Raw genomic sequence first — 12,592 nt, 5'->3', positions numbered from 1 at the left:
GGCCTTCGTTGCGAAACTCGGCGAGGGTCAGGCTCCAGGGGCCTACCTGCACCTCGCCGGCCACCCGCTCGCCGATGCCGCTGTCACCGCGAAACAGTGCGGCGTCGGCAAAGTACTTGGGCATGAAGCCCAGGGGCACCAGCAACAGCAGGACGTTTATGTGGAAGCGCCATTTCAGCCAAACGGCTCGCAGCGGCGAAGGCGTTGCAGCAGCGAGCTTGCTCATCGGTTGCCCTCCGAAGTTTCAGCCTGCATGGCCGGGATGGATGCCGGTTGGCGTGGCGCCTTGTGGCTGCGCTTGAGGGCATGGAGGGTGGCCAGGGCTGTGCGCTTGGTCCAGATCAGCAGGCCGCTCAAGACCATCATGCTCAGCACCAGGCCGAAGAATGCCCAGATCAGCTTGATCCACAGCCCGCCAAAGTCGCCGGTGTGCAGCGGGCGCATGGACTCGGTGACGAACTCGAGTGTCGAGCGGTTGGACAGCAGGTGCGAAACCGCCACTTCGCCGGTGTAGGGGTTGATCTGTGCGGTCTGGTACATCAACGGGTACCAGCCCCGCCCGCCGATCTGCAGATGGCTGTAGGCATTGAGTGGCAGGAACACAAAACTGGTCTCCAACCCCGGAATCCGTTGGCTGGCGATTTCGATCGCGTCGTCCAGCGCAATCATCGGCGCCGGCACGCCGGGGGCGGACATTGGCACGTTCTCCCGGGCAATCACCGGCACGATGGGTTCGCTGGAGATGGAAATCTGGTTGTCCCCCAGGATCGCTTGAATCAGGAACCAGGTGCCGGTGATGGAAATGACCGCGATAAACCAGATCGACCAGATACCGCTCAGGCGGTGGAAGTCGCCCCAGAAGATTCGCGCGCCATGTCGGATGCGCAGGGTCGGGCGCAAAAAGCCCTTCCAGAAGCGCTTGTACACCACCAGCCCGGTGATCAACGACGCCAGTAACGGCAGGCCAAGCGCGGAGACCAGGTACCAGCCCCAACTGAACCCATTGCTGAACGGAACCAGCCACCAACCATGCAGGGCGCGGGTGAATTGTTTGAAGTCGAACGCCGGGCTGATGCCCTGGATCGCCCCGGTGTACGGGTTGACGTAGACCTCCACCGAGCGCCCGTCGGGGTAGCTGAGGTCGACACTCAGGGCGAAGTGCGACTCGTCCGGGCGGACGATGGATTGTACGATCACCTGGGGCTCGGCGCGTTTGATGGCGCTGATCACCTGGTCATAGCTCAGCGGCTCGGCATCATCCGACGGCTGGCTTGCGCGAATTTCCGGGTTGGCCAGCCAGACGATTTCCTGGCTGACCACCGCCAGGGTGCCGGTGACACAGACGATCAGTACAAAGAACCAGATGGGTAAGGCCAGCCAGCCGTGTACGAGGAACCAGAGTTTTGAGCGTGACTTCTTCGACATGTGAATGGGGGTCTTGATCGGAGGGGGCAATGAGCGCCCGAAAAAGGCCGGTCGTAGCTTTTGCTGACGCGACGGGCTGTATCTAAGTTAAGACGGATGAGAATGAGAAATCCCTAACCCAGATATGAAAGTAAATGTTTCAGGTTCACATTCAGGCGGGACGATGGTCGGGGGGATGGGGATGACCGCCCGTTTGTTCGGTATCCCTTTTTTCGGCGCGCTGTCGGACGTGGCACCTTGGCGGGGCGGACTTTGGTCGAGGCTGTTGCTTGCGCGGATACCGACGCATCAAGTGAGCATGCGGCCTTTCATTGCAGTCGGTATTGGCTGGTGGGTTTATGCGTCGGTCAGAGCCTATTGGCGCGTGGTGGGTTCGAGCAATTGAGCCCCTGGCCCACGCTCGCCAAGCTGATCATCCTGATTGCGCAACGGGCATGCCTCCAGCGACAAACACCCACAACCGATACAGCCATTGAGCTTGTCCCGCAGGAGCATCAGCTTGTTGATGCGCTCGTCCAAATCTTCCCGCCACGATGCCGACAAACGCTGCCAATCTTTAGCGGTAGGCGTGCGTCCATCCGGCAAGGTCTGCAATGCTTCACCAATCGTCGCCAGCGGAATCCCCAAGCGCTGGGCGATTTTGATCACCACCACCCGGCGCAGGACGTCGCGGGGGTAGCGCCGTTGATTGCCGGCATTGCGATTGCTTTTAATCAGCCCCTTGGTTTCGTAAAAATGCAGCGCCGTGACCGCCACGCCGCTGCGGGCCGACAGTTGGCCGACAGTGAGCTCCTTGGTAACCATGAAAAACTCCGGATAGACGCTTGACCTTGACTTAACTAGAGGTTTTACCCTGCGTGGCATCGAATCGCAAGATTCTGCCTACGTAGAAAGGGGAGTGTTCATGCAGGTATCAGAGAAGAATCTCAGTTTCACTCAATTGATCGAGTTTCAGGTCGAGCCCCAACAACAGCTCGCCCTGGTCGCGGCGTTATCCACCCAGAGTGAGCGCCTGGCGCAGGGGCACGGCGGCTTTCTCAACGCGAGTGTGCAGGTCAGCGATGACGGGCGGCGGGTACTCAATTACCTGCAATGGCGCTCACGCGAGGACGGCGAGGCGGCCTTCCAGTGCTTTGAACACGGCGAGGAAGATTTCTGGACACTGATACGCGCCCACCAGGCCACGGCCGTGACCTTCGGTTCGTTCCAGGTGCTGCACAGTTTCGAGCGCAGCCATGACAATGCGTTGCACTGCCGTCTAAATGGATAGGTGCAGCATACGTTCACCCTGTACGTTTTCCCCCGGACGGCGCTTGTTCACCGCCAGCTCGCCGATTTTGATCAGGCGCGTGCGCGTGACGTTGCGGCTCAGGCCCAGCAGGTTGGCGGTGTGGACCTGGTTGTAGTGGCTGAAGCGGTAGGCGGCACGCAGCAACGCGTCCTCGACTTTTTCATGCAGGGCGCCGGCCTGTTCCTCGAACAGCTTTTGAAAGGCCCGTTCAAGCAAGGCTTCGGCACTGTTATCGGTGCTGTGCTGGCTGTCGTCCTGACGCTCGATGCGCAGGTTTGACAGGCGCAAATCGTCGCGTTCGATCAGGCCATTACGGCAGATCAGCAAGGTGTGGTGAATCACGTTTTCCAGCTCGCGGATATTGCCCGGCCAGCTGTAGCTTTTTAGCTTGTGTTCGGCCTCGCGACTGAGGGTGATCGGGCCGTAGCCCAGGCGCTGGCTGTAGGCTTGAATGAAGTGGCGGGTCAGCGGCAGGATGTCGCCGGGACGCTCGCGCAACGGGCTGAGCTCCAGGCTGACCACGTCGAGGCGGTAGTAGAGGTCTTCGCGGAAATGCCCGGCGTTGATGGCTTTTTCCAGCTGCACGTTGGTCGCCGCCAGCACGCGCACATCGATGGGAATGCTCTTGCGCGAGCCCAGGCGCACCACTTCCCGCTCTTGCAGCACGCGCAATAATTTGACCTGGATCGCCATCGGCAAATCGCCGATCTCATCGAGGAACAAGGTGCCGCCGTCGGCCTCTTCGAACCAGCCGGCCTTGGCGCTGAGGGCGCCGGTGAAGGCGCCTTTTTCATGGCCGAACAGTTCGGCTTCCACCAGCGATTCGGAAAACGCCCCGCAGTTCACCGCTACAAAGGGCCGGTTACGCCGTGCGCTGAGGTTATGAATATGACGCGCCACCAGCTCTTTACCGGTCCCGGTTTCGCCGATGATCAACACGCTGGCTTCGCTGGGCGCCACTTGCTGGATATGGTCGAGCAGCGCCTGGGATTTCGGGTCTTCGAAGACCTGGGCCGTGGCGCGGATCGAGGTGGCGAGGGCGGGCGAGGGCGGTAAGGTTAGAAGCTGCATGGGCACCTCTTTATGAATAGAACGTAGGAGTCGGCAGGGACCGGTTCAACGCCCAGTCCCCCAGTTCGTGGAGTTTGTAGTCCACCGGATCGTGCAGGCTTTGCGTGCGCAGGTTGCGCCAATGGCGATCCAGGCGCAGTGACGCATGGGTGGAGCGCGCGCCGGTGACTTCAAATAGACGGCTGCACAACTCCAGGCCCTGGCGGCTGGCGGCGACCTTGGCGGTAGCGATGGCGATGGCCAGTTGGCCGCGTTCGTTTTCGCTGAGGTTCGGCCCCTTGGCCCAGGCTTGATCGAGCAGCGTGGCGGCGCGTTCCACCAGTAGGCGCACACCTTGCAAGGCCACCCAGAATTCGCCGTAGTGGTGCAGTACGTAAGGGTCCTGGCGCACATCCTCGGCGGTGGATTTGTGCCACGCGCGGGTTTCGGTGAGGGTGTAGTTGCGCGCTTCGTCAAAGGCGCCTTCGGCGATGCCGAGGAACATGTGCGTGAAGGTCAACTGTGCGATCAGTGGGCGTAGGCAGGCGAAGGGTGTGCTCAGTGGACCCGGGTCGAGCAGCAACTCCGATTCCTCGACGCGTACCCGTTCGAAACTGGCGCTGCCGCTGTCGGTCTGGCGCTGACCGATATTGTTCCAGTCGTTGTGCAAAGTGATGCCGCTGCGTCCACTGGGGATGGCGGCGATCAGCAACTTGCCGCCGGCGCTCTCATCCACCGCCGAGGCGATCAGCATTTCCGAATCGCTGGCGCCGGAGCAGAAACTCTTCTTGCCGGAGAACTCACGCCAGCCGCCAAAATCCTTGACCAGCGTGCGCGTGTCCAGCGGGTTGAGAGCGTTGCCCCAGAACCAGTTTTTGCGCGCGGTCTGTTCGAACCAGGGTTGCCATTGGTCCGGGCGCGAAAACAGACGGACCGTGGCGAGCATCAGGTGATGAAAACCGAAAACGTGGGCGATGGAGCTGTCGACCTTGGCGAATTCACGCACGATGCTCAAGGTGTCGCTCCAGCGCCCACCGAGGCCGCCGTATTGAGCGGGAATGCTCAGCGCCAGCAGACCGCTTTGGCGCAGGGCATCCCGTTCGGTTTTTGGCGTGCCACCGCGCTCGTCGCGTTCGACGGCGGTGAGCGCGAATTCGGCGGCGAGCTGTCTGGCGGTCTGCAAAGGTGAGGGCCGGACGCTGTGGGGTTTGGCTGTCACGCGGTATTCCTCATAGGGCTCTAATGCCGTGTGCTATCTATTGGGCAATGAAGATCAAAGGTGGGATCTCAGCGTTCTCAGGCCTTGGCTGGCAGCACATCATTGGCAATCATTTCGCCAAACGGCCCCGTCAGATTGGTGATGCCGCGTCCGGCCAGGCTGGCGTAGGGTTCCGGCAATAGCGGGAACACCAACTCGGCGAAGCGATAGGCCTCTTCGAGGTGCGGGTAGCCGGAAAAGATGAAGCTCTCGATGCCCAAGTCCGCGTATGCCTTGATCCGCTCGGCCACTTGCTGCGGGTTGCCCACCAGCGCCGTACCGGCACCGCCACGCACCAGGCCGACACCGGCCCAGAGGTTGGGGGCGATTTCCAGGTTGTCGCGGCGCCCATCGTGCAAGGAGGCCATGCGGCGCTGGCCTTCGGAGTCAAAGCGCGAGAAGGATTTTTGCGCGGCGGCGATGGTCTCGTCGCTGATGTGTTCGATCAGTTTGTCGGCGGCTTTCCAGGCCTCTTCTTCGGTCTCGCGCACGATCACATGCAGGCGGATGCCGAATTTCACGGTGCGCCCGTGGCGCGCGGCACGTTCACGCACATCCGCGAGTTTTTCGGCGACGGCGGCAGGTGGTTCGCCCCAGGTGAGGTACACATCCACCTGTTCGGCGGCGAGGTCGTGGGCGGCGTCGGAAGAACCGCCGAAGTACAGTGGCGGATAAGGCTTCTGCATCGGTGGGTAAAGCGCCTTGGCATTCTGTACACGCAGGTGCTTGCCTTCGAAGTCCACCGATTCGCCCTGCAATACGCGGCGCCAGATCCTGAGGAATTCGTCGGAGACTTCATAGCGTTCGCTGTGGTCGAGGAAGCTGCCGTCGCCGCGGTTTTCGTCGGGGTCACCGCCGGTCACGACGTTGATCAGCAGGCGGCCGTTGGACAGGCGATCCAAGGTCGCCGCCATGCGCGCCGACACCGTGGGCGAGATGATGCCTGGGCGAATTGCCACCAGATAGCGCAAACGTTCCGTCAGCGGCACCAGCGCCGAGGCGATCACCCAGGAGTCTTCGCACGAGCGCCCGGTAGGAATCAGCACGCCGTAGTAACCAAGGCTGTCAGCAGCCTGGGCGACTTGCTTCAGATAATTGAGGGTGACTGGGCGAGCACCTTGGGTGGTGCCCAGGTAATGACCGTCGCCATGAGTGGGCAGAAACCAGAAAACATCCATGACGAATCCTTAAGCGATTTTCAGCAGAGAGGGGGAGTGCGCGGCGAACAAAGGCGCTGCGCGTTCTGCCGCAAGGCGAATACGGCCCTTCAAGGCTTCGCTGGTGATTTGGTAATCGGTGAAATCGGCTTCGGTGGCATACACGCCGATCGGCAGGGTCAGAGCCTGGAAGAAGCTGAACAGCGGGCGTAACTGGTGATCGAGTACCAGCGCGTGACGTTCACTGCCGCCGGTGGCGGCCAGCAGCACCGGGGTGTCGATCAACGAATTTAGGCCAACCAGGTCGAACAGGTGTTTGAGCAGGCCTGGATAAGAACCGCGATAGACCGGTGCGGCGACGATCAGCAGGTCGGCCTGTTCGATGGCCAACAGTTGGGATTCGACCTCGGCCGGCAACTCATCGCGCGACAGTGCGCCGCCCAGTGGCCGGGCGATATCGCCGAGTTCGATAAGAGTGGTCTGGATCGGCAATACCGTTGCCAGTTCGGCCAGCACGGCCTGGGTCAACACCAGGGTGCGGGACGGGCGCCAGGTTCCGCCGGAGAGGGCAACGACATTCAGGGGACGGGTCATGAACAGTTCCTTTTTCAACAGTGGTTCATCGCAGGAGAAGTGAGTCGGTCTGAGCAAGAGCTGTACCAACGGCTGCAGGCCTTGAATCGCTTGGGCTGCGGGCTTACTGCTGAAAACGGTGCTGTTGTCTGCCTGGTGTTTTGTTGAATGGCTGTTGCCTGGGCAACAGTTGCGTGGCGAACAGTGTCGGGTTCGCGTGGAGCCATTTATAGAGGGTTACTTTTATTCCGTAAATGAATGTATTTCTATATTTATAGATCTTATAGGAATATACGTGCTGCCCTATCGAGGGTGTGGCCTCGGTTGATAGCGACTATCACGGATGATGATTTTTCACCGTTCAAGGTCGGGAGTAGCCTGTGTTCATTGACTTGAGACCTCCTTCGCAGAGCCACCGCCATGAACCGATTTCTTGCTGTTTGCGTATTACTTGTCACTTCTGTCGTTGCCGGTTGTGCGGCCCATCCTTCGCCTGAATTGCGCCCTTACACGGCACAAGAAACCCGGGAACTGGCGCTGGAGGCGTTGAGCCGTCGCGGGTTGTCGTTTGAAGAGTATCAACAGCAGCGGGCTGCCCTGACCCAGGCACAGAAGCCTTTCGGCTTTGATCACCAGGGTGAAATGAACGCCGAACGTAATGTGACCCTGCATGGTCGTCCCAGTTGAGCCGGTGCTCAGTGCCAAAAAGCCCGAGGTTTCTCAAGAAACCTCGGGCTTTTTGTTTGCCATGGCGCTACTTCAGCCTGTTAAGCTGAATTTCAGGAGCGTTCCTACGCACATTTACGTCAAGTGGTCCTTTTTTAATGGCATTCGATCGGGTAAACCTGACGACCTCTGTTCCGGTCGATGCCCCTGAGACGTTGCTCTCGGGAACCAGCTCTGCGAGTCCCCAAGGTTATGAATAAACGTCCGTTGTATTTCGACTATGCCGCCACCACCCCGGTGGATGAGCGGGTCATCCAGGTGATGGTCGAGTGTCTGGGCTTCCATGCCAATTTCGGTAACCCTGCGTCCAGTTCCCACGCATTCGGCCAAGCGGCCCGGCAAACGGTTGAGCGGGCGCGTCGCCAAGTGGCCGAGCTGGTCGGTGCCGAGCCGGAGCAGATCGTCTGGACGTCCGGCGCGACCGAGTCCAACAACCTCGCGATCAAGGGTGTAACTCAAGCACGGGGCGTGGCGGGTGGACATATCATCACCAGCCAGATCGAGCACAAGGCCACGCTGGACACCGCGCGGCAGATGCAGGAAGCCGGTGTAGCCGTGACCTACCTGGTGCCGGACGCCGATGGGTTGATCAGTGCCGAGGCGGTGAGTGAAGCACTGCGTGAAGACACCTTCCTGGTCTCGCTGATGCTGGTGAACAACGAATTGGGCACGCTCAACGACATCCCCGCCATCGGCGCGCGGGTGCGTGAACACGGCGCGTTGTTGCATGTGGACGCGGCACAGGGCGCGGGCAAGGTGGCGATCGACCTGGCGCAATGGCCGGTGGATTTGATGTCGTTTTCCGCGCACAAGGTGTATGGCCCCAAGGGGATCGGCGCGTTGTATGTCGGGCCGCGGGCGCAGCAGAAGGTGATGGCGCAGATTCACGGCGGGGGTCACGAGGGCGGCTTGCGCTCTGGCACCCTGGCGACCCACCAGATTGCGGGTATGGGCGCGGCGTTCGCCCTGGCGGCGCAGGCTTTTAGCGAAGAGCAGGTGGCAATCGTGGCCTTGCGCCGGCGCTTGCTGGATCAACTGGCAACGGTTGCAGGTGTGCGTCTTAATGGCAGCGCCACCCAGCGCATTCCTCACACCCTCAGCCTCACGTTCGGTGAAGGCGAGTTCGACGCTGCAGCCTTGAGCGCGGGCATGGCTTTTTCCGCGACCTCGGCCTGCAATTCGGCAAGCAATGCGCCTTCCCACGTGCTGCTGGCGCTGGGGCATGACGCCCGCAGCGCCGGTCGAACCGTTCGCTTGAGCCTGGGGCGGTTCACCACCGAGCAGGATATCGACCAGGCCGTGCAGTTGATCAAGGCCGCCCTTGCCAGTGCGCCGGCGTTCTGGGCGGTCTGATTCTTCATTCGTAACCCATAACAATTATTTGTGGTTAGCAGGAGACACAATGAGTACTCAGCCTTTGACCCATGGAACGGTTCCCCAGCGCCTGGCGCATACCCGTGAACTGATGCACCGCGAAGGCATTCACGCCTTGCTGGTGCCGTCGGCTGACCCGCACTTGTCCGAATACTTGCCGGGCTACTGGCAGGGGCGTCAATGGTTGTCGGGGTTCCACGGGTCAGTGGGGACGCTGATCGTCACCGCGGATTTCGCCGGTGTCTGGGCCGACAGCCGCTACTGGGAACAAGCGACCAAGGAGCTCAAGGGCAGCGGTATCGAACTGGTGAAACTGCAGCCGGGTCAACCGGGTCCGCTGGAATGGCTGGCCGAGCAGACGCCGCATGGCGCTGTGGTGGCGGTCGATGGTGCGGTAATGGCCGTGGCATCGGCGCGTACTTTGGGCGGCAAACTGACAGAGCGCGGCGCACGCCTGCGTACCGATATCGACCTGTTGAATGAAGTCTGGAAAGATCGCCCGACGTTGCCGAATCAGCCGATCTACCAGCATCTGCCACCGCAGGCCACCGTCAGCCGTGGGGAAAAACTCGCTGCACTGCGCGCCAGTTTGAAAGAAAAGGGCGCCGACTGGCATTTCATCGCGACCCTGGATGACATCGCCTGGTTGTTTAACCTGCGCGGTGCCGACGTATCGTTCAACCCGGTGTTTGTGTCCTTTGCCTTGATCAGCGCACAACAGGCCACTTTGTTTGTGGCGCTGAGCAAAGTCGATGCCGAGCTGCGCGCTGTGCTTGAGCAGGATGGCGTGACCTTGCGCGATTACAGCGAAGTCGCCGATGCGCTGCGGGCTGTGCCGTCGGGCGCGAGTGTGCAGGTTGACCCGGCACGCGTGACCGCCGGCTTGCTGGAACACCTGGATGCCAGCGTGAAGCTGGTGGAAGGGATGAATCCGACTACGCTCGCCAAATCCCGCAAGAGCCTGGCCGACGCGGAGCATATCCGCCAGGCCATGGAGCAGGATGGCGCGGCCCTGTGCGAATTCTTCGCCTGGCTGGAGAGTGCGCTGGGCCGTGAACGCATCACTGAATTGACCATCGACGAACACCTGACGGCTGCACGTACCCGCCGGCCCGGTTATGTGTCGCTGAGTTTCAACACCATTGCCGCGTTCAACGCCAATGGCGCGATGCCGCATTATCACGCCACCGAAGAAGAGCATGCGCTGATCGAAGGTGATGGCCTGTTGTTGATCGACTCGGGCGGCCAGTACTTGGGTGGTACCACCGATATCACGCGGATGGTGCCTATCGGTACGCCGAGTGATGAGCAGAAACGTGATTGCACCCGCGTGCTCAAGGGGGTGATTGCGCTGTCCCGTGCTCACTTTCCCAAGGGCATTATGTCGCCATTGCTGGATGCCATCGCGCGAGCGCCGATCTGGGCCGAAGGTGTCGACTATGGGCATGGCACAGGTCACGGCGTAGGTTATTTCCTCAATGTGCATGAAGGTCCGCAGGTGATCGCCTACCAGGCGGCCACTGCGCCGCAAACCGCGATGCAGCCGGGCATGATCACTTCCATTGAGCCGGGTACGTACCGTCCGGGGCGTTGGGGCGTGCGTATCGAGAACCTGGTGTTGAATCGCGAAGCAGGCAAGACCGAGTTTGGCGAGTTCCTCAAGTTCGAAACCCTGACCTTGTGCCCGATCGACACCCGTTGCCTGGAGCCGTCGTTGCTGACGGCGGAGGAGCGCCAGTGGTTCAATTCGTACCATGCAGAGGTGCGTCAGCGTTTGAGCCCATTGCTCAGTGGCGCCGCGTTGGAGTGGTTGCAGGTGCGGACTGCGGAGATTTGATCGGTTGCTGCTCGGCAGGTGCCGCTTGCGATCTGCGCGCAAGCGGTTAGCCGCAGCGTCGCGAAGGGCTGCGTCGGTTCGAGGCGTTCAAGGTGGGCGGTGCGGAGCAGTCGGAAGTGGACTGCTCGGGCCGTCATTTACAGATGACGATCATGCTCCGGCTGGTGTAGCCGGCAGGGTTGAGGCCGAAGGGATAGTCCCCAGGCTCCTCGGAGTTGTCACCGGACTTGGCGATAACCCGGTAGCCCTTGGCACCGCATGAATTGACTGCACTGGTGTAGCACTGGTCCCAGGAGGAGGACAGGCCGGAACAGTTGATATGCAGCCCTTTTTTGCCCCGTTTCACTTCTGTCTTGGTGGTCGCGGCACAGCCAGCAATCGCCACGACCATTAACAGTATCAAAATTCGCTTCATTCCCATCCTTAATAGCGGCTTCGAAAAAATGCATGAAGCCAGCTTTACTCGCTCTCGATTGTAGCGTTCGCGCTGTCCTTGTCGAAACTCTCCATGAATGACATTTGGTTGCGGCCTAAACATGGCCTAAATGAGCGGCAAATACCAGAGCTACCGTCAAAGATGATTAATCGGCTGGTACCAGAGGTTTAGCCTCGTTTCGCATGGTCAGCGTGGCGCCAACGGAGGCCAGGATAATGCAGGCGATGGCCATCCACTGTGCAAGCGACAAATGCTCCTGCAGGAAGAACAGGCCCGAGAGTGCGCCGAATGCGGGTTCGATGCTCATCAACGTGCCAAAAGTTCGGGCAGGCAGGCGAGTCAGCGCGACCATCTCCAGGGTGTAGGGTAGCGCGGTGGACAGGATGGCGACGCCGATGGCGACCGGAATCAGCGCGGGCGTCAGCAGCGTCACACCCGCATGGACGATGCCGATGGGGGCGACGAACAAGGCGGCGATCATGACGCCCAGGGCAGCCGTTTGTACGCCGTTATCATTCCCCGCCTTTTGGCCGAATAGAATGTAGAGCGCCCAGCAAACACCTGCGCCTAATGCATAAGCCGCCCCGACCACGTCGATGCCAGTGCTGGCTTCTCCCATGGGAACTAACAGCAGTAGACCGCCGACTGCGAGGGCGATCCACAGAAAGTCCACCGCCCGGCGCGATGCGTAGAGGGCGACGGCGAGCGGCCCGGTGAATTCCAGGGCTACCGCAATACCAAGGGGGACTGTGCGCAGCGACATATAGAAGAGGAAGTTCATGCCGCCCAGGGCCATTCCGTAGACGATCACGGTGCGCAGGGATTTGGCCGTCAGCGTAGCGCGCCACGGGCGCAATATAAGCAACATGATGACGCTGGCGAAAATCAGACGCAGCGTGGTGGTGCCTTGGGCGCCGACAATAGGGAACATACTCTTGGCTAGCGAGGCGCCGGACTGGATGGAAGCCATGGCGATCAACAGCAGGCCGACGGGAAACAGTGCCGAGGCCAGGCTGCGGGGGGAGGTGGTCATTGGGGGTGTTCGTCCGAGGTCATATTTGAGTAGCAGAGAGCGCTATGATGCTTAACTGTGCGGCATTGAGCAATATATTGCTCAATCATCAATCGACGGGCCTCTATATATAGAGGGAGTTTGGAGGTTTCCGGCTGTTTGATAGAAAAACAAAATTAAGGGTTGACGGAAAATCCTGGACGTCTATAATTCGCCCCACTTCCGGCGCAGTCGAAACGGAAAACTCCTTGGTAAACAAAGAGTTATACGAGGTTCGACAGCGGCCTGCTTCAGTTTATCGAAGCCTGGAAGGAGTTGGTAGAGCGGTGTTGTTTGGCTCTATTAACGTTTCGATCTTCTCGGTCGAAAGCGGAGAAAAAGAGGTGTTGACAGCAGCGTGTAACGCTGTAGAATTCGCCTCCCGCTAACGAGAGATCGGAAGCGCAAGTGGTT

The 12,592-nt window shown here is 60.3% G+C and carries 12 protein-coding genes and 1 pseudogene; 4 read left to right on the top strand and 9 right to left on the bottom strand.

All coding sequences use genetic code 11. The annotated features are described in order from the left end of the window. The 3 genes and pseudogenes from L9Z73_RS15780 to soxR all read right to left on the bottom strand — a co-directional run. Positions 1-226 (bottom strand): annotated as a pseudogene (locus L9Z73_RS15780) (thiamine pyrophosphate-binding protein); the annotation flags it as partial. After that, a complete protein-coding gene (locus L9Z73_RS15775) occupies positions 223-1,425 on the bottom strand; it encodes a PepSY-associated TM helix domain-containing protein (RefSeq protein WP_247402616.1) in 1,203 nt (400 codons plus the stop codon). The gene L9Z73_RS15775 and the pseudogene L9Z73_RS15780, both read right to left, overlap by 4 nt. A gap of 354 nt (positions 1,426-1,779) precedes the next feature. Further along, positions 1,780-2,229, bottom strand: a complete 450-nt coding sequence (gene soxR, locus L9Z73_RS15770) for a redox-sensitive transcriptional activator SoxR (protein WP_247402614.1) — start codon at positions 2,227-2,229, stop codon at positions 1,780-1,782. 100 nt (positions 2,230-2,329) lie between these two features. Here soxR and L9Z73_RS15765 point away from each other — a divergent pair, with 100 nt between their 5' ends. After that, entirely contained in the window at positions 2,330-2,695 is a 366-nt protein-coding gene (locus tag L9Z73_RS15765; RefSeq protein ID WP_247402611.1) for an antibiotic biosynthesis monooxygenase, read from the top strand. Here the strand turns inward: L9Z73_RS15765 and L9Z73_RS15760 are convergent. From L9Z73_RS15760 to msuE, 4 genes are all read right to left on the bottom strand, one after another. Further along, on the bottom strand, positions 2,684-3,787 hold the full coding sequence (locus L9Z73_RS15760) for a sigma-54 interaction domain-containing protein (RefSeq protein WP_247402608.1): 1,104 nt from the start codon (positions 3,785-3,787) through the stop codon (positions 2,684-2,686). The genes L9Z73_RS15765 and L9Z73_RS15760 overlap by 12 nt on opposite strands. Positions 3,788-3,797: 10 nt before the next feature. Further along, complete coding sequence (locus L9Z73_RS15755; RefSeq protein ID WP_247402606.1) at positions 3,798-4,985, bottom strand: acyl-CoA dehydrogenase family protein; 1,188 nt, start codon at positions 4,983-4,985, stop codon at positions 3,798-3,800. A gap of 77 nt (positions 4,986-5,062) precedes the next feature. Next, positions 5,063-6,202 carry an FMNH2-dependent alkanesulfonate monooxygenase gene (gene ssuD / locus L9Z73_RS15750; protein ID WP_247402603.1) on the bottom strand — a complete coding sequence of 380 codons (1,140 nt, stop codon included), beginning with the start codon at positions 6,200-6,202 and terminating at the stop codon, positions 5,063-5,065. Positions 6,203-6,211: 9 nt separating this feature from the next. Then, entirely contained in the window at positions 6,212-6,775 is a 564-nt protein-coding gene (gene msuE / locus L9Z73_RS15745; RefSeq protein ID WP_247402600.1) for an FMN reductase, read from the bottom strand. Between the two features lie 399 nt (positions 6,776-7,174). Here msuE and L9Z73_RS15740 point away from each other — a divergent pair, with 399 nt between their 5' ends. The 3 genes from L9Z73_RS15740 to L9Z73_RS15730 all read left to right on the top strand — a co-directional run bounded on the left by L9Z73_RS15740 (position 7,175) and on the right by L9Z73_RS15730 (position 10,691). Next, entirely contained in the window at positions 7,175-7,441 is a 267-nt protein-coding gene (locus L9Z73_RS15740; protein WP_247402598.1) for a hypothetical protein, read from the top strand. Between the two features lie 231 nt (positions 7,442-7,672). Further along, positions 7,673-8,833, top strand: coding sequence for a cysteine desulfurase family protein (locus L9Z73_RS15735; RefSeq protein ID WP_247402595.1), 1,161 nt, complete (start codon positions 7,673-7,675; stop codon positions 8,831-8,833). Positions 8,834-8,882: 49 nt separating this feature from the next. Next, positions 8,883-10,691, top strand: a complete 1,809-nt coding sequence (locus L9Z73_RS15730) for an aminopeptidase P family protein (RefSeq protein WP_247402592.1) — start codon at positions 8,883-8,885, stop codon at positions 10,689-10,691. Positions 10,692-10,824: 133 nt separating this feature from the next. Here L9Z73_RS15730 and L9Z73_RS15725 read toward each other — a convergent pair whose 3' ends face one another. Together L9Z73_RS15725 and rhtA are read right to left on the bottom strand one after the other, a co-directional pair. After that, the gene (locus L9Z73_RS15725) at positions 10,825-11,106 is read right to left on the bottom strand and encodes a hypothetical protein (RefSeq protein ID WP_017846914.1); all 282 of its coding nucleotides are present in this window, start codon (positions 11,104-11,106) and stop codon (positions 10,825-10,827) included. Between the two features lie 166 nt (positions 11,107-11,272). Further along, complete coding sequence (rhtA, locus tag L9Z73_RS15720; RefSeq protein WP_247402590.1) at positions 11,273-12,160, bottom strand: threonine/homoserine exporter RhtA; 888 nt, start codon at positions 12,158-12,160, stop codon at positions 11,273-11,275. Positions 12,161-12,592 lie beyond the last annotated feature (432 nt).

The organism is Pseudomonas emilianonis (genome assembly GCF_023072625.1).
Classification (GTDB): Bacteria; Pseudomonadota; Gammaproteobacteria; order Pseudomonadales; family Pseudomonadaceae; genus Aquipseudomonas; species Aquipseudomonas paraveronii.
The sequence above is the reverse complement of the archived record's forward strand: the minus strand, read 5'-3'. Positions and strand labels throughout refer to the sequence as shown.